14 protein-coding genes are annotated in these 19242 nt (G+C 42.9%); all 14 read left to right on the top strand.

The annotated features are described in order from the left end of the window. The first annotated feature begins 684 nt into the window (after nt 1-684). The 14 genes from TY03_RS17565 (at nt 685) to bioC (ending at nt 19239) form a co-directional block, all read left to right on the top strand. Entirely contained in the window at nt 685-2916 is a 2232-nt protein-coding gene (locus TY03_RS17565) for a TonB-dependent receptor family protein (protein ID WP_042372374.1), read from the top strand. Nucleotides 2917-2968: 52 nt separating this feature from the next. Continuing rightward, a complete protein-coding gene (locus tag TY03_RS17560) occupies nt 2969-6346 on the top strand; it encodes a SusC/RagA family TonB-linked outer membrane protein (protein ID WP_042372372.1) in 3378 nt (1125 codons plus the stop codon). A gap of 10 nt (nt 6347-6356) precedes the next feature. After that, on the top strand, nt 6357-7862 hold the full coding sequence (locus TY03_RS17555) for a RagB/SusD family nutrient uptake outer membrane protein (RefSeq protein ID WP_042372691.1): 1506 nt from the start codon (nt 6357-6359) through the stop codon (nt 7860-7862). Between the two features lie 36 nt (nt 7863-7898). Next, on the top strand, nt 7899-8900 hold the full coding sequence (locus TY03_RS17550; protein ID WP_042372370.1) for a putative zinc-binding metallopeptidase: 1002 nt from the start codon (nt 7899-7901) through the stop codon (nt 8898-8900). 6 nt (nt 8901-8906) lie between these two features. After that, nucleotides 8907-9890 (top strand): DUF4302 domain-containing protein, encoded by a 984-nt coding sequence (locus tag TY03_RS17545; protein WP_042372367.1) that lies wholly within the window; start codon nt 8907-8909, stop codon nt 9888-9890. A 73-nt stretch (nt 9891-9963) separates the two neighbouring features. Then, the gene (locus TY03_RS17540; RefSeq protein WP_042372366.1) at nt 9964-10593 is read left to right on the top strand and encodes a hypothetical protein; all 630 of its coding nucleotides are present in this window, start codon (nt 9964-9966) and stop codon (nt 10591-10593) included. A gap of 49 nt (nt 10594-10642) precedes the next feature. Beyond that, nucleotides 10643-11827 (top strand): DUF4856 domain-containing protein, encoded by a 1185-nt coding sequence (locus TY03_RS17535; protein WP_042372363.1) that lies wholly within the window; start codon nt 10643-10645, stop codon nt 11825-11827. 95 nt (nt 11828-11922) lie between these two features. Then, the gene (locus tag TY03_RS17530) at nt 11923-12954 is read left to right on the top strand and encodes a carbohydrate binding domain-containing protein (protein WP_230202001.1); all 1032 of its coding nucleotides are present in this window, start codon (nt 11923-11925) and stop codon (nt 12952-12954) included. Next, nucleotides 12951-13874: a hypothetical protein gene (locus tag TY03_RS17525; protein WP_052332545.1), complete on the top strand. Its 924-nt coding sequence runs from the start codon at nt 12951-12953 to the stop codon at nt 13872-13874. Before TY03_RS17530 ends, TY03_RS17525 begins: the two co-directional genes overlap by 4 nt. Nucleotides 13875-14014: 140 nt before the next feature. After that, nucleotides 14015-14446 carry a hypothetical protein gene (locus TY03_RS17520; protein ID WP_042372359.1) on the top strand — a complete coding sequence of 144 codons (432 nt, stop codon included), beginning with the start codon at nt 14015-14017 and terminating at the stop codon, nt 14444-14446. Continuing rightward, nucleotides 14443-16668 (top strand): adenosylmethionine--8-amino-7-oxononanoate transaminase, encoded by a 2226-nt coding sequence (bioA, locus tag TY03_RS17515; RefSeq protein WP_042372357.1) that lies wholly within the window; start codon nt 14443-14445, stop codon nt 16666-16668. Before TY03_RS17520 ends, bioA begins: the two co-directional genes overlap by 4 nt. Further along, complete coding sequence (locus TY03_RS17510) at nt 16665-17819, top strand: 8-amino-7-oxononanoate synthase (protein ID WP_042372356.1); 1155 nt, start codon at nt 16665-16667, stop codon at nt 17817-17819. Before bioA ends, TY03_RS17510 begins: the two co-directional genes overlap by 4 nt. Next, nucleotides 17816-18493, top strand: a complete 678-nt coding sequence (locus TY03_RS17505; protein ID WP_042372354.1) for a DUF452 family protein — start codon at nt 17816-17818, stop codon at nt 18491-18493. Before TY03_RS17510 ends, TY03_RS17505 begins: the two co-directional genes overlap by 4 nt. Next, entirely contained in the window at nt 18490-19239 is a 750-nt protein-coding gene (bioC, locus tag TY03_RS17500; protein ID WP_042372352.1) for a malonyl-ACP O-methyltransferase BioC, read from the top strand. The genes TY03_RS17505 and bioC overlap by 4 nt, the downstream gene beginning before the upstream one ends. Nucleotides 19240-19242 lie beyond the last annotated feature (3 nt).

Raw genomic sequence — 19242 nt, 5'->3', positions numbered from 1 at the left:
TCGCAACAGTAAGCAATTTACTAGACTTACTGACTATCAAAGCCGAGATTTAGATAAGCTAAACTTTCATTCTAATGCCTCACTGACGAGTGTGAATATAGCTAAAGTGAAAGCTTTGGAGGAAGCAACTGTTTTATCGATAGATTCGGTAAAAGTACTCTGCCACAATCTATTTCTAATGCAATGATTTATTTCCATATTAGGCATCCAACCTAACGAGGAAATAAATCGAAGGCTGTGGAAAGAGGATATCAAATTTGCGGCTATTGCTGCATTAGTGTTAGTTGAATGCTTAACTAACTATTGATTATACAAAAAGATTGAATACCCAATCGTAGGTAATAGGTATCGTAGCAAATGTTAATCGGGTAAAACTAAAAGTATGATATAATCCCTATATATCTAACTAAAAAGAGGTGATTACCTGTATAACTGTAGCTCTTTATATTTATAACAGTTCCATCAATTTTACTCAACATTCAACTCACTTTTTCATGTCAAGAAAAAGGCACATACCATTAAGCTTTATTTCTATATGTTATAAATACCTAAACATGGCGATTGTGGTAGTAGTTCAATACCCGTAATTTTGCTACCAGAAATTAAAAGTCACATTTTACTATATATATTCCTAAAGCACCGTTCGTATTATACTAAATCTCAAAAACATATAATTATACAAACATGGCAAATAGAAAAGCTTTATTTATTATTCTCTCACCTTTTGTCTATTCAAGTATTTATGCACAAGAGCAGCAGATAAAAGTTGATTCCACCTATCAATTACAAGAAGTAATAGTATCATCCCAGCAAATACTCGGAAGCAAGTTTAAAGCAAGAAATCGCACAGGTTCGGCATATTATATCTCACCCGAAGAAATTCGCAAACTCGGATATACAGATATTAACCGCATGCTAAAAGCTGTTCCGGGAGTTAGTATGTATGAAGAAGATGGTTACGGTCTTCGCCCTAACATTAGTTTACGAGGAACGAAAGCCGAGCGAAGTGAACGTGTCTCTATTATGGAAGACGGTATACTTGCAGCTCCAGCGCCCTATTCTGCTCCGGCGGCTTATTATTTCCCCAATGTTGCCCGAATGGAAGCCGTTGAGGTATTAAAGGGGAGTAGCCAGGTACAATACGGTCCATTCACAACGGGAGGAGCGATTAATTTAGTATCAACTCCTATCCCCAATAACTTATCCGGTAAAGCAAAAATCTCTTACGGAAGCAAAAATACGTTTAAAGCGCATACATCTATCGGAAGTAGCTGGAAACACTTTGGATACATAGTGGAATATCTGCGCTATCAGTCAGATGGTTTCAAGCAATATGAAGATCATACAGCTCAAGGATTTAAAAGAAACGACATCATAGCCAAAGTGATGGTAAAAACGGATAAGACCGAGGGGGTGAATCATGCTTTGGAGCTAAAATTCGGATATGCGGGCGAAAATTCGGACGAAACATATGTAGGACTTTCCGCTGATGATTTTAAGAAAACTCCTTTTCTACGATATGCTGGTTCGCAAATGGATAAACTTAAAACCAATCACCAGCAATGGATAACAACCTACCTTTTGACTTTTTCCAACAAGTTAAAAGTTACGACCAACGCCTACTACAGCTATTTTCACCGAAATTGGTATAAGCTCAACGACGTACGTGCAGGAATTACTTCGAAGGAGAAAATATCCATCGCCGATATCCTTATAGATCCGGAAACAAATAATCGCTATTTTGATATCCTGACAGGAAAAACAGACCGGGAGGGTGAGGCATTGTTGGTAAGGGCAAATAACAGAACTTATCGCTCCAGAGGCATACAGACCAAAACCGAATACCGTTTCAACGTGAACGAGTTTTTCTTCGATCTGGAGTTCGGACTTCGTTATCATGCCGATGAGGAGGATCGCTTTCAATGGGATGACTCTTACTCCATGAAAAATAAAAAGATGATACTATTTATGGAAGGTATCCACGGCACAAATGCCAACCGTGTTACTTCCGCCAACGCTTTAGCCAGTTATCTGCTTGCCAAATTAAGGTATAACGCATGGACTATCACTACCGGAATACGATACGAAGATATAGACTTACTGAAGAAAGACTATACGAAAGAAGATTTGGCGCGTTCGGGTAAAATACGCATTGAAACCCCGAACCATACCCGTGTACTAATTCCCAGCTTAGGAATTCACTATCAATTAGTTAAAGAAGCTTCTTTTTTCTTCGGGGTTCACAAAGGCTTTGCTCCTCCGAGCGCAGAATTATATCAAAAGCCCGAAAGTAGCGTGAACATGGAACTAGGCACGCGTATTTCCATCGGAAATTTCAGGACAGAACTAATCGGTTTCTATAACAATTACAGTAATATGCTGGGAAGTGATCTGGCTGCCTCGGGCGGTTCAGGAACACTCGAACAGTTTAATGTAGGAGCAGCTCGAGTAAAAGGTGCAGAGTTTCTTGTACAATATCAGCCTTTACCAAATGCCTGTAAGGTAAAGTTGCCATTACAGGTATCATATACTTATACAGATACTGAAATGAGAAATTCATTCGAAAGCCACTCATGGGGTAACGTCGTTGCAGGTGACGAGATTCCTTACATTTTTAAGCACGCGCTAAATATGCAATTAGGTATAGAATCTAAATGGTTCTACGCAAACATTGGTGCGCGTTATAACAGTGACATGCGTACTTCACCCGGACAGGGAAGAATTGCAGAGAGAGAAAAAATTCCAGCAAGCCTTATACTTGATGCCTCAGTCAATGTATCTGTTAATAAATACCTGACAGTAAAATTAAATGCGATCAATCTGACCAATAAGGTTTACCTTACATCCCGCCATCCTGCAGGTCTGAGAGCAGGACACCCTTTTGGAATCTATGCAGGAGCTAACGTACAGTTCTGATATTAAAATTCAATGGTAATAAACAAAAAGAAGAAATATAGTAAATAAGACAATGAATGCATCATCGATTATAAAAATTGTAATAAGCAACTTGCTAGTTGCGTTTATTTCTCAGACTTGTCTGGCACAAGAACTGGCAGAGGTAAAAGGCAGAGTACGCTCTGCAACTGGAGAGCTTTTACCGGGAGCTACTGTGAAAGTGGAGGGAGCAGCACGAGGGACTGTTACAGATATGGAAGGAAGGTTCGTCCTTAAAGCTCGGAAGGGAGAAGTACTGAAAGTGAGTTTTGTGGGAATGAAAACCCAAAGAGTCAAAACCTCATCCGGGATAATGAATATAACACTTCAAGATAATGTACAAGAAATGGAGGGTGTGGTAGTCACCGGTTATCAGCAGATTAAAAACAGAGTATTTACGGGGGCGGCAGCTTCGGTAAAACTCGACGAAATCAAACTAAACGGTGTGTCGGATGTGTCTCGTATGCTCGAAGGGCGTATAGCAGGGCTTTCCATACAAAACGTAACAGGGAGCTTCGGTGCGGCACCACGAATCAATATCCGAGGTGGAGCATCTATTATGGGAAACGTACAACCACTGTGGGTCATAGACGGCGCAGTATACGAGGACCTTGTTTCGCTTACACTGGATCAACTGGCTTCGGGCGATGCCGTAACCTTAATCAGTTCGGCTGTTGCCGGACTGAATGCATCTGACATAGAAGATATACAAGTACTGAAGGATGCCTCTGCAACTTCCATCTATGGTGCCAGAGCGTTGAACGGAGTAATTGTAATCACGACGCGCTCTGGTAGAAGAAATACACCGAACAGACTTTCTTATACATACGAGTTGAGCATGCGCTCCATTCCTTCTTATACGGACTTCGATCTGCTCAACTCACAAGAGAGCATGTCTATCTATCAGGAAATGGACAGAAAGGGATACTTCTCTTTACAAAACACACTATACGGCCGCCGAAGCGGAGTTTACTATCAGATGTATAAGGCCCTCAGTACGGTAGACCCAGCTAGCGGACGATATTATTTGGCAAATACGGATCAGGCAAAACGGACCTTTATGCGCGAAAGAGAGTACGCTAACACCGACTGGTTTAAAGAGTTGTTTACATATAAACCCATTCAGATGCATACACTATCTTTTTCCGGAGGGGGAGAAAACTCGACCATGTATGCCTCTATCGGATTCTATGATGACAAGGGATGGACACTTACCGATAACGTAAAAAGGGTCACAGCCAATATAAAGAACTCCTTTTACTGGAACGAAGATAAAATAAGAGTTACCATATCCGCACAAGGAAATATGCGTAATCAGCATTCACCTGGAACAATTCCGCAACGTAAAAACACCGTAATCGGAACATTCGAGCGTGATTTCGACACCAATCCCTTTGCATACGCCTTGAGCACAAGCCGTACTTTACGCCCCCGAAATACAGACGGCGAACGGGAGTATTACCGAAACAACTGGGCTCCGTTCAATATTTTGAATGAATTTGAAAACAATTACTTGAAAACAGAAGTACTAGACTTTAAGCTACAAGGTGAAATTTCATACAAACTCAACGATAACATCGAAGCAAAAGGATTGGCCACCATACGCCATGCAGTAACAAAAAACTCGCATCTCATCACCGAACGTTCGAACGTAATAGGAGCTTTCCGTGCAGACGAAACTCCCTATGTAGCTCAAGAGAATATTTATCTGCTAAAGAATAAAGAGGATCCCATGCAACTGCCTCAAGTGGCACTGACACACGGAGGCATATTCAATAAAACAGAAACTTCCTTACAGAGTTACCTGGCACGTTTTGCTTTGGACTACATCAAACAAACAGGCGAACATAACATACGAGCTTTCGGATTTACCGAGATACGATATGCCGATCGTAGTATCACTCCCTTTCAAGGTTATGGGATACAGTACGACAGAGGAAATCAGGTTTTTACAAATCCATTAATTTTCAATAAACTAAGCAATGAAGGAAGCTCTTATTTCTCCCTTACAGAACGCTACGAAAGAGGAGTAACTCTTTCAGGAAGCACTACCTATGGATATGCAGGAAAATATATTTTCAACGGAGTTCTCAACTACGAAGGTTCCAATAGTTCAGGTAAATACAGCCGCTCACGTTGGCTTCCGACATGGAACGTTGGAGCTAAATGGAATATAGACAGAGAAACGTTCATGAAAAAGTATCCGATAGTCTCAAAACTAGCCTTACGGGCAAGTTATGGATTAACGGCTAAAATGAACGAGCAGGCAATTAACTCGACAACGATATTCAATCATCAGATTATCAACCGCACTCAACGGGAGGACCGGGAGAATGCTTTGCGGATACTACATTTGGAAAATCGCGATTTAACATGGGAAAAAATGTATGAAATGAACTTCGGATTGGAAATAGGACTGTTCAATAACCGTATAAGCACTACAATTGATGTGTATCAACGAAATTCCTTTGATTTAATAGATATCATCCGTACCTCAGGTATAGGCGGGCAGTATTATAAATATGCCAATTTTGGCGATATGAGAACGAATGGAGTGGAGCTGGTCATACACACTAAAAACATATCCACAGAAGAATTCAGTTGGACAAGCAATTTCACCATTAGTGGTATGAAACAAAAAATCACCCGATTACTGAATACACCCAACACTTTTGATATGGTGTCAGGTACCGGCCGGGGAAATATCGAGGGCTTCCCTCGCGGTTCTCTTTTCTCTTTCAATTACCAAGGACTAAGCAACGAAGGGTTACCGACATTCGACTTTGGGCTCTATCCCTCCAATAAAGGCTCTAACAACGAGATTTCGGGAGCGGATTTTCTTGACGCTCAATACTCTAAATCATATCTTATTTATCACGGAGCTATTGAACCGAGCTACGTAGGAGGTATTTCAAACAGTTTTATATATAAAAACTGGGATTTTTCATTTTTTGTTACCATGCAGGCCGGCAATAAGATACGACTGAATCCATCGTTCGATCCAGCATTCGCCGACCTGAATGTATTCTCCAAGGAGTACTACAATCGTTGGTTAAACCCAGGTGATGAGTTGAAAACCAATATTCCTGTCATACCTTCGCAAGATATGGTGCAGAATTACGGAAAAGAAAACATAGAAAAGGCTTACAATACTTACAACTATTCGCAGAATAGAGTCGCTGATGGTAGCTTTGTACGGATGAAAAACATTTCGCTGGGATATCATTTACCCAAAAAAGTTCTTTCGCATCTTAAAATCAGACAAATGAGCCTGAAATTAAATGTGACCAATCCATTTCTAATCTATTCAGACAAGAAGCTAAACGGACAAGATCCAGAGTTTTATCAATCAGGAGGGGTCTCATTACCCACTCCCAAGCAATATACTATGACATTGAATGTTGAATTTTAATATTACAGAAATGAAAAAAACAGTATTTTTTATCATCATACTCTTTTTACTCACAGCGTGTCAGGGATATCTGGAAAAAGCTCCGGACTCCAACCTTGACATGCAGATAGATAGCGAGGATAAAATAGCGGAGTTGCTCACAGGTGCTTATCCCGAAGCAAGTTACTTTACTTTTTTGGAAGTGAGGACAGACAATGTAGGAGAAAGGCTGAACGGTATCCATTCGCGACTGAATGAAGCCATGTATTATTGGGAAGATTATGATCAGGAAGATCTGGATACTCCACTGAACTATTGGAATGCCTGCTATGCCGGAATTGCACAAGCTAACCAAGCGTTAGAATTATTAAGCAAATACCCTAAGAGCGGACGAATAAAAGCGTTGTATGGAGAAGCCTTCTTGCTACGTGCTTACCTGCACTTCATGTTGGTAAACATCTGGGCTGAACCTTATGGAAAGAGTGGGTCGGCAACGGCTCCCGGTATTCCTTATTTGACAAAACCGGAAAAAAATGCACTGGTAGACTATAAGCGGGGAACAGTGAAAGAAGTGTATGAGAGAATTGAAAGCGACCTAAAACTTGGCCTATCGTTAGTAGATGACGATTATTATGCCAAACCAAAATTCCACTTCAATAAAAAGGCAGCTTATGCCTTCGCTTCGCGCTTTTACCTAATGAAGGGGGAGTGGGATTTAGTCGTTTCATACTCAGATTATGTACTCGGCATAGACCCAAAGCCTATTCTGAGAAATTGGAGAAACTATAAAAAAGAGTTTCAATCTAACAATAAGTATCTGTACATCCGTTATGTTAGCACCGAAGAACCTGCCAACTTGTTACTTGCTACAACAGAGTCGAGAATAGCGCGTAACATCCCCTCTGAGAAGTACGGAGTAACATCCGAAACTGCCGATAAAATATATAACCAGCACGGAATAGACGGATGCTATGAGCACAAGAAAATGAGAATGCAACCACATTTCCTGTTCAATTATAACGACGGGCATATAGACGATGCACAATATATTGCCAAATTTGACGAGATAGCACTATCTGGTTACATTGGCATACGCCCCAAAGGGATCTACGTTACCAATGTGCTATTCTCTACCACTGAGGTGATGCTTAATCGGATCGAAGCTTATGCAATGCTTGGGGAGTATGAGAGAGCAATAGACAACCTGCTGGTTTACCTTGCTGCCCAATATGAGGAACGCCTCTCTTGTCCCCGCACAGCATATATGCAGACAAGCAGCGAGAATTATCAGATTTATACTCCATTCTATGGAATGAATATCAACCAGTTGGCACTGGTGAAAATTATTTTAGGCTTTAGAAGACAGGAGTTCCTTCACGAAGGGTTGAGATGGTTTGATATCCGCCGTTTTTACATACCGGTGAAACGTACTTCGAAAAACAAATTTTATATGCCCTTGGAGAAAGAAGATCCCAGAAAACTTTTGCAGATTCCTGCCGAAGCTATTAATAGGGGCTTAGAACCAAATCCCCGCTAAAGTAGTCTGAAAATAACGACCAAGATAAACAATCATATGAAGACAATAATCAAAAAAGCAAAATTCAGATCTTTTATCCTGAAAAACCTGTGTATATTCGCTGCTTCTCTGCTATTGGCAGGTTGTGAAAAAGAAGCCCCTCTCTCTGACCAAAGTATAGTGGATTTGGGTGCAGTAAAGCGTGAGCAAACAGAACTGGACAAATGGATATTAGAAACATTCACCCTACCGTATGGTATCGAAGTAGAATATCGATGGGATAGGAACGTAGCACAAAATGGAAGTTGGATCTATCCGCCCAAAATAGCCAATGTAAAAAGTGTGCTCAAAACTATCAAAACATTATGGATTGCCCTCTACACCTCTCCTGAAATAGGAGGGGAGAAATTCTTACTAGGAAAAAATCCAATTAAAATATATATGTATGGGGGGGAAAATCTGGATGGGAGCGGTATGGAATTATTAGATAATCCGGAGGCAACTACCAATGAGATATTTCTCTACAATGTAAACGAGTTCGACCCTCGAAACGAAGATAAAGTCTTTGTCCTGATGCGAAGTGTACATCATCAGTTTGCCAAACACTTGATGGTGCTTTTCCCTTATAACAGAAATAAATTCTTAAGTATCAGCAGAAACAAATATCTCGAATCGACTAAGCCCATTGCAGGGGCAGTCGGAGCAATGCAGGGACGTCAGGCATTCGGTTTAGCAAGCTATGCCAACAGGAGAGGCTTTTTCACCTTCCATTCGCTTCTCTCTGCCGAAAAGGATTTTGCAGAAATCATCAGCGCAAAACTTACCCATACGCCAAAGGAAATACTTACCGCTTTAATTGAAGCAAAAACCCCTTACAATGCCGGGCCTGATTCTGACCTTCAACTAGTTTATAACGAAAACGCCCGTCAGGCATATAAAGAGCTGGTAGAAAAGCAAGCATTTGTAGAAGAATACTTCAGCAAAGAAATTAAACTCTCGCTTAACTACCTTCAATTGATAAGTATAAAACAAATGAAAGCATTTATAAAACAAGAATAAATAAAAATGAAACGAATATTTCAAATAGTTCTTCTGATAGGGGTTTGCTGCTCCTGCAAGGATGACAAAATTTTCGACCTCTCTCCTACCGAACGAACCGCAAAAAGAATCCATGAGTTGAGAGCAGAACTGATAAACGCACCATACGGATGGTCTGTAACCTACTTCCCTCGTATGGATTCGTTATTATTTTCTAATGTAAACGAATTGATTACTATCCCACAATTTGGATTCCAACGAGAATACGGATACGGAGGTCATTGTTTCTTAATGAAGTTTTCAAGCAACGGAACAGTAGAAGCTTTGGCTGACTACAGCAAACAAAGCCTAACGACAGTCCAGCAAAGTGAGTTCGAGGTAAAGCAAAACAGGTTTACGCAGCTTAGCTTTACCACATACAATTATCTGCACTCTTTAGTAAATAACCGCTTCGCGGGCTCTTCGGATTTCCTTTATACAGGAAAAGACATTGACGGAAATCTCGTCTTTAAAACAACCTCATACGTAGAACCAGCACGAGAATATATTGTTTTCACGAAATTAAAGGAGGAAAAAGGTTGGCCTGAGAGCATCTTAGAAGCCTATGATAATAAATCGTTCTTTAAGTCAATGAGCAAACCACGACTGGTAATCCGTAAGGCAGGACACGTTTATTTTCTTAGCGATATGCCAATGGAGTCATCCCAACGATACCATCTATTTCTTTCAATAGCCTATTTTGCCCCAAGGGGATGGACTAAAGAAGTAGTATCAGGACTGGGATCGGGGTACGTCGGAACAGCCGAAGGACTGACTTTCAGACCCGGCATCCGGTATAGCAAGAACTATACGTTTTACGACTTTAAAAGGGAAGGCAATAAGTTTGTTTGCGAACTGGTCAAGCGCTTCGACCCTTACAGCAAAGCAGAGCACTGGGTAAGCAAACATCTCTTCCCCGATGGAGAAGAAACAGGCGTGGTTGCCGAAATATGGAATGATCCCGCTATATAAATACAGCCAGCCAACCACTTCCCAAGACTATAAAAGCTAAAATTAAGATGAAAAATTAAAAACAAAAATTAAGATGAAATATGTATGGATAATTTGCCTGATGGCGATATGCAGCTGCAATACTGTAAAAGATGATCTAATAGTTGACGAAAATTACGAGAAACTATTTCCATTAAAAGAGATAGAGAAACCCGAAAATAAACGGGGAGAACTAAACGTACAATTATGCGACCCGAGCCAAGCATTGAAAGATTACAAATACCCCGGCATGGAAACACCCAACGATGCCGAACAATATAAAGTAACCTTAACTTGTACATTCCAAGAAAAAGGATCAGATAACAGTCTCATAGAAGACATAAACTCCGTGTACGAAGTGAGATACATCAACGAAAGAGAAGAATTGGTAATAATTAGTTGTGGAAAGAAAAGTGAAAGAAATATGCTTTCCGGGCAACCCTCTCCTAACAAAATGTATAACGGAGAGCCGTTGGTAATTACTTATACCGTCCACTCCGGATTTCCTTTATATCTGGCCGTTTCAGGTGCAGGTCCCAGAGGTTCCAATATAAAAGCAAGTATCAAAGCCGTTTCCAGTGATGGGCTAATTGAAGTTCCCAATTTGGAAACAGAGCAATACCAGAATAAGGAAGGGATTATCGGATTAAGATATCCCTATTGCGAATATATGATTTTACCTTAACTACCAGAATACATTTTACATTTCCATAATTTACAAAAATGAAAGAAATATGAATAACTTACTCAAATATACAACCTTATACTGGCTATTGGCGAGTATGGCAGCCTGTAACGAAGGAACAAATGAAACCGTGGAGAGTGCTTACCTGCTTCCGGTATATCCCGAACCTTCTTACAAATTTTCCAGAAATGGAGAAAGTTCTGTAAACATACAAGAATGTCAGTTTTTAAAAACTCCTATCGACAGAATTTTCTCAGAGTATATGGCTAAGGCAGAGATGGGAACAAAAACAAATTATGACGAGGCTCTCAAGCTATACTTAGAGGGAGGATTCGGACTAAAACCGAAGGAGGAAATTGCTACTTCTCCTACACACCTATCCAGTAGAGAAAAAATAGTGAAAGACATCGACAATTTATTGCAGATTTCGGCACGTCTTTCAGGCCTGGGAGCTAGTTCCCCCCGCGAGTATCGGGAAAGGGAAGCAGTGAAAGGCTCCTCAGGATATGTGGGAAACAGCATAGCCGATTATGATATATATTTTGTAGATGAAAAAGGAATTGCCGTCGCCGAAGTATATAAGTATGCTATGATGGGAGCGGTATATCTTGACAAGGTAGTAAATAAACACCTGAACGAGCAGGTGCTGAAAAACAATGATATAATTATTCGGCACGACCAAACGCAGCTCCTACCTGGGCATAATTACACAGAATTGGAGCATCATTGGGATCTGGCTTATGGCTATTACGGTTTTTGGAAAGCGCTTGCCCAACCAGAAGGATTACCTGCTCTGAAAGGTTCTCATCGACGTATTTACCGTTCCTTTGTCAGAGGACGCACATACATGGCAAGTGCTCGCTACGATGAGATGAGACTGCAGGCAGATACCATTAAGCAAGAACTTTCAAAAGTAGTTGCCTCAAGAGCCATGCAACTGCTTATCGGCGACAATACGCTTGTTAATCTGAAAGAGAGTGCTCAAAGCGCATTCCGCCAGATTTCTCAGGCATATGGACTGCTTTATGCCTCACAGTTTGCCTGCAATGCACAGGGGAAACCTATCATGACAAAAGAGGAAACCCGTCAACTACTCCAAGAGTTGGAAAAAGAAGGCGGACTGTGGGATAAAGAACGCTTACTGGGAGAAGAGCGGAAAGAAGGCTCGTTACGTAATCTCGCAGCACGCATAGGAGAAAAATTTGGTATATCACCAGAAGATATCAAAAAATAAGAGGAAAAATGAGAAAGATACATAAACTACTTTTTTTAGTGACAATCGCCTGTATGTCAACAGCAATACAGCTTAAAGCTCAGAAAACGGAAAATATGAATATATTTCCTAATGGAGGGTTTGAAAAATGGGAAAACGAACGGCCAGTCAACTGGTTTGTAAATGAACAACTTTTTCCCGAACGGGTGAACGAAAGTCGCCCCGGAGGGAATGGAAACTATGCACTTAAAGTACATCTCAACGATAGTTATTTTGAGTTGAGTAAACCTATCCCCATCAAAGCAGGAACAAAATACGTATTATCTTTCTGGTATAAGGGAAATATAGACTACAACAGAATAAGAGTAACCCTTCTCTGGTACACTGACGAAAGCATAACACAAAGAATGTATGATGTACTTGTAGTAAAAACAGAAGAAGGCGAGTGGAAACAAGCTAAAGTAATTACTACTGCTCCGAATAACGTCAATAAGATTAAAATGCAAGTGAGAATGAAATCGGCTTATATGGGTAACGTAGTATTCGATGACTTCGCAATGGTTCCCGAAGATAGCAGTAATGAGTCTGGTTCGGCACCCGGTTTGGAAGCTCCCAAGAACTTGAAGTCAAAAGCATACCAAGGCGAGATGGAAATTTCATGGGACAAAGCAGCGAATAATGAAGTCAAGTGGGAAGTAACATTTGACGACAAAGTAGAAACAACTACGTCTAAAAATTCCTTTATAAAGACTAGCCTATTCCCCGGAAGTGAACATATAATTAAAGTGAGAGCCGTAAAAGAGAACATCTTTTCTCCATATACCGAACAAACAGTGAGAACGAAAGCTATGAAACATACGAAAGAGTCCGAAGACAGGGTACCTTATTTGCGTTCTATCGTTCCTGAGGGATACATTGAAGGTCGTTTTTTGAAACTGTATTATAATGAACTAGCTACTCCCAATGCGCAAATTTATTATAAGTTGAACGGAATCACAATTGAGCCTAAAGATAATACTTTAGAGTTTCCCGACTTTGAGGGACCTCACCAACAATTCCATCTTGAAATCTATATTAAGGAGGAAGAAGGATATGAATGGGAAATTTTGTATCCTCAGTTAAGTGTAAGAAAAAATAAAAATATATGATGAAAAATATAATAATCAAACTAGCTATCGCTTTTTACCTCATTTGCCTTTCAGCATGTGAAACACAAAAAGAAGAATATCCCGATATTCGGATAGGAAAAGAAAAGGCTATTCATGAGTTGTCATTGAATAAGCAAACGGAAAAAAGAATCCTTGTTTCGGGTGGAAACGGAAAATATATAGCTAACGTAGAAAATGCACAAATAGCCACTGCTGCTATGAGTCTGGACACGCTTAAAATAAAAGGTATGTTGGAGGGTGAAACATTCGTTACCATCATTTCTCATGACAAGCGTATGAAACTGAAAATCAATGTAACCTTTCCCGAATTAGGGATAAGTCATTCAACGGTTGAACTACGTCCCGGATTTAGGAGCAAATTCGTAAGTATTTCTGGAGGCGGAGAACGGAGCAAACTGGAAGAGAACGACCCGGCAGATATCATAGATATTAAATGGGACGGTTCTACCGGAATGCTTGAGATAAACCCTAAATATGAAGGAGAAGCTGAGGTTACGGCTATTTCTCAAGATGGAAAAGAAAAACAAGTTATTCATATTAAAGTAAGGCCGGAAGGAGAATTAATAAATTATGGTTGGTATAGCACCAGTTCAAGTTCATATTATATGATATTCAACAATAAAATGGTAGTCAAAAGAAAAGGTGTAGGGACGTGGATTTCAAACACTGCTCGTCCTAATGGAGAGGAGAGAGCTACCTATGATAACTCTAATATAAAAATAGCTCCCGTTCTGAGTCCTGTACAAGGAGATTCGATTGATCTAAATATTCTTCATTATGTCTCTAAAAAACCTGACATAAAAATAGGAACACATCGGCTTTATGTCGAAGAAGTACGCAAGTCAGAAGTGATGTTAAGAGGTAGAGGGTTCAAGTTTCTACTTCCTTATGAAAAATAAAAATATTCCTGATAAATATTAGAAGAGGCTGTAATTTGGATTTTGTTCAACGGCTTATTTCTATTTTATATAATTCACTTATGGAGAATTAAAAAAAACATCGTACATTTGCCCACCGCTATCAAACATAAAGTTGCCACATGAAAAGAGACTTTCAACAAAGAAAAACAGCACGCTTCCGGTATTGGACTCGGAAGGGGTATGCTGCATTCTCTAGTCTGGGGCTTTGTGTAACCATCGGGCAGTTACGAAAGAACGTAACCGAACGATCCTTGAAGAAACAGAACGGATTGAGCTTATTGCTGCCTACAGACAGGGCGGAGGGCGATGAACAAACAAACGACAAAGAACCCGACACGTTACCGGCTCTCAATGAAGCGCTGTTGCTTGCTGTGCTTTGCAAGCAAGTCGAAACCACTTCGGCCTACCCTGCCAATCCGCTATTAGTACATAGTATAAACCGTAGTATAAATGCATCGAATGCGTTTTGCCGCTCTTTGTTTCCTGTTGGAACGAAGAGAAGCAAAACGCATTCGGCGTATCTGTACTCCTATTCCCCTTATTTGTTATGAGTATAGAAGAGATCAAAAAGCAAGTGCTACAAGGCATGATTATCAGCCCCGAACAAGCAGAATGGTTGGGCTCATCGGCTCCCAAAGAGGCACTCTATGAGGCTGCGCACGAGATTAGTATCAAACTGGCTTCTCAATCGTTCGATATGTGTTCCATCATCAATGCCAAGTCGGGACGCTGCCCCGAGAATTGCAAATGGTGTGCACAGTCGGCTCACTACCAAACGAAATCCGATGCATACGATCTCGTATCGAAAGAAGAATGTTTGCGACAGGCACAATACAATGAAGAACAGGGTGTAGGTAGGTTCTCGCTGGTAACCAGCGGACGCCGCCCTTCGAAAAACCAGATGAAGGAACTTTGCCACACTGTGCGCTATATGCGCCGCCATTCGTCAATAAGAGTGTGTGCATCGCTGGGGCTGCTCGATAAAGAAGGACTGCAAAACCTCTACGAGGCAGGGGTCACCCGTTATCACTGCAACCTCGAAACAGCTCCTTCTTTCTTCCCGAGTTTGTGCAGCACACACACACAAGCCGACAAGATAGATACCTTACTGGCTGCTCGAAGCGTAGGCATGGATATTTGTAGCGGGGGTATTATCGGTATGGGCGAAACCATGGAACAACGCATTGAGTTTGCCTTTACACTCAAATCATTCGATATTCAATCCATTCCGATCAACCTGCTGAGCCCCATACCCGGCACACCACTCGAAAAACAGGCACCCTTGAGTGAAGAGGAGGTACTGACCACTATCGCCTTGTTCCGCTTCATCAACCCTACCGCTTACCTGCGTTTTGCCGGAGGACGTGCCCAACTATCCAACGAAGCGATGAAAAAGGCCTTGTATATAGGCGTTAACTCCGCCATCGTAGGCGATCTGCTCACAACGCTTGGCTCGAAGGTATCGGATGATAAACAGCTCATTGAAGAGGCCGGCTACGAATTCGAAGCATCACAGTTTGACCGCGAGCATCTATGGCATCCCTACACTTCAACCTCCCATCCGCTACCGGTGTACAAGGTGAAACGGGCAGACGGGGCAACCATTACGCTCGATGATGGGAAGGTATTGATCGAAGGTATGTCGTCATGGTGGTGTGCCGTACACGGATACAACCATCCGGTGCTGAACAAGGCTGTGCAGAAGCAAATCGAAAAGATGTCGCACGTCATGTTTGGTGGACTTACACACGATCCGGCCATTGAGTTGGGGCAGCTCCTGCTTCCGCTCGTTCCGCCGTCTATGCAAAAGATATTCTATGCCGATTCGGGATCGGTGGCAGTAGAGGTAGCCTTGAAGATGGCGGTACAGTACTGGTATGCGGCAGGACAGGCAAAGAAAAATAATTTCGTAACCATCCGCAACGGCTACCACGGCGATACGTGGAACGCCATGTCGGTGTGTGATCCCGATACGGGCATGCATTCGCTGTTCGGTTCGGCCTTACCGATACGTCACTTTGTACCTGCCCCCTCGTCGCGCTTTGGAGATACATGGAACCCGGCAGATATAGAGCCACTACGTCAAGTCATCGAGAACCATGCCGATGAGCTGGCCGCACTGATACTTGAACCCATTGTACAAGGAGCGGGAGGAATGCGATTCTATCACCCCGAATACGTACGCGAAGCCGCCCGTCTGTGTAAAGAGCATCACTTGCTGCTTATTTTTGATGAGATAGCAACAGGGTTCGGACGTACCGGAAAGCTATTTGCTTGGGAGCATGCCAATGTAGAACCCGATATCATGTGTATAGGCAAAGCACTGACCGGTGGATACATGACGCTTTCGGCCGTGCTGACCAGCAACCGGATAGCCGATATGATCTCCAACCATGCACCGGGTGCATTCATGCATGGCCCCACCTTCATGGGCAACCCTTTGGCGTGTGCGGTAGCCTGCGCCTCGATTCGTTTACTACTCGAATCGGGATGGCAAGAGAAGGTGCAACGCATCGAGTCGCAACTCATCAGCGAACTGGCTCCTGCCCGCAAACTGCCGGGGGTAGCCGATGTTCGTGTACTTGGTGCCATTGGTGTGATAGAGATGTGCAAACCGGTAGACATGGCCTATATGCAGAAACGGTTTGTAGAAGAGGGTATCTGGGTACGCCCATTCGGCAAACTGGTATACCTGATGCCTCCATTTATAATCAAACCCGAACAACTGACGAAGCTAACCGAGGGTGTCGTAAAAATCGTATCTGAGCTATGAGTGCCATCGAACAGATGAGACAGGAGCTTACGCTTCTGCAACAACAAAATAATCTTCGCTCCTTGCCTGCCCTCGTTCACGAGGGCAGAGAGGTGCTGATCGATCATCGAAGAATGCTCAATCTCTCTTCGAATGATTATCTGGGACTGGCTAGCAACGAAGAGCTGCGCCGGGAGTTTCTGCAAACGCTTACTCCCGAAAACTTTCTACCTGCCTCATCTTCGTCTCGCTTGTTAACGGGCAACTTTACCGCTTATAGCCGACTCGAAAACGAACTGGCAGACTTATTCGGTACCGAAGCAGCATTAACCTTCAATTGCGGCTACCATGCCAACACAGGTATTCTGCCCGTAGTAAGCAATGCACAGACCTTGATTCTGGCAGATAAACTGATACATGCCAGTCTCATCGACGGCATCAAACTGTCTGTGGCAAAAGCCATTCGGTACCGACACAATGATTATGCACAACTGGAGCGATTGATACAAGAGAACCACGAGAAGTACGAGCGAATTATCATAGTGACCGAAAGTATTTTCAGTATGGATGGAGACGAAGCCGACCTTGCCACATTGGTACGCCTGAAACGAACGTATGCCTCGGTACTGCTCTATGTGGACGAAGCCCATGCTTTCGGTGTGCGGGGATTGCGGGGATTGGGTTGTGCCGAAGAGCAAGGTTGCATAGCCGATATTGACTTCCTTGTAGGTACGTTTGGCAAAGCGCTTGCTTCTTCGGGAGCATATATCGTATGCAGCCAAGTGATACGCGAGTACCTTATCAACAAGATGCGTCCTTTCATCTTTACCACTGCCCTGCCCCCCATCAATATAGAATGGACGCTTTTCTTACTGAAGAGACTACCCGCATGGGGTACGCTTCGCCAACAGTTGTCACAGATAAGCGATCGGCTGCGAGAAGCCTTGAAACAGAAAGGATATGCTTGCCCATCAACGAGCCACATCATCCCGCTGATTGCCGGAACAAGCAGCAGCACAATCGCTCTGGCAGATGTATTTCAGCGCAAGGGATTTTACGTGCTACCGGTTAGGCCACCTACCGTGCCCGAAGGTACATCACGCCTACGCTTCTCGCTCACTGCCGCCATTGAAGCGAGCGAAATAGATCAATTGATAGAGATAATAGCATGAAACAGATTTTTATACACCAACAACATTCACCACACCTCGTTATCTTCTTTGCCGGATGGGGCATGGACGCAACACCTTTTCAGTCGATCGAAACAGCAGGCAGCGATCTGCTTATTTGCTACGATTACCGTACGCTCGATTTTGACGCATCGCTCTGTACAGGCTACGAAGAGATTACCGTAGTGGCTTGGTCGATGGGCGTTTGGGCTGCCATGCAGGCGCTCCACAAAGAGAAGTTACCCATTGCGCAAAGCATAGCCATCAATGGCACTCCCTACCCGATAGACGATAGGCGGGGCATTGCGCAGGCAGTATTTGAAGGAACCCTGCAAGGGCTGAACGAAGAGTCACTACGTAAGTTTCAGCGCCGTATGTGTGGTTCGGCTACGGCCTGTCAGGAGTTCCTGACAATAGCACCCCAGCGATCTGTCGAAGAGCTGAAAGAGGAGTTATCGGCTATTGAGCGACACTATACTACCCTGCCACCGGTTGCTTTTCGTTGGAACAAAGCAATTGTCGGAACAGCCGACCGTATCTTTCTTGCCGAAAACCAATACCGTGCCTGGAAGGAAGAAGAAACAGAGATAGAGACAGTAGCCGCCACACATTACGCAACCGCCCTATTTCAATCGTTGGGAGCACCCGTCACCACAAACAAGACTAAGCCGGAATGAACAAACAATTAATAGCGCACCGCTTTAGCAAAGCGACCGATACTTATACGCGCGAGGCTGTGGTACAGCAAAAGATAGCCGGAAAAATGATTCAATTGCTTCATCGACATTTGCCCAACCGACACCCCAAGCGGGTCATTGAGTTTGGTTGCGGCACAGGCATCTACTCGCGCCTGATTCTGCAAATGCTACAACCCGAACAGTTGCTGCTGAACGATATCTGTAGCGAGATGAAGCATTGTTGCAGCGATCTGCTGGGACATGGAGTATCGTTCGTAGAAGGCGATGCCGAGGTACTTCCTTTTCCAAAGGAGACGGAGTTGATTACCTCCTGTTCGACCTTGCAATGGTTCGATACACCCGATGTTTTCTTCCGCCGTTGCAACGAGTCGCTGAGTGCCAGCGGCTACTTTGCTTTTACCACCTTCGGACAAGAGAACATGCGCGAAATCAAAGAACTAACCAGCAACGGTCTTTCCTACCGCTCGCTGAACGAGCTCAAAACATCGCTCAGCCCGCTTTATGACATTGTGCATGCCGAGGAAGAAATTGTACCGATGCATTTCGACACGCCCATGCAGGTATTGTATCACTTGAAACAAACCGGTGTGACCGGAACAGGCGGACATACCTGGACAAGGCAAAGCCTGAATGAGTTCTGCCAACAGTACGTCAGCCGATTCACCCACAATGAAGCGGTAACGCTTACCTATCACCCTATTTATATCATCGCTAAAAAGAAATAAACC

The organism is Bacteroides neonati (assembly GCF_000499785.1).
Classification (GTDB): Bacteria; Bacteroidota; Bacteroidia; order Bacteroidales; family Bacteroidaceae; genus Bacteroides; species Bacteroides neonati.
This window is presented reverse-complemented; position numbering and strand designations above follow the sequence as displayed.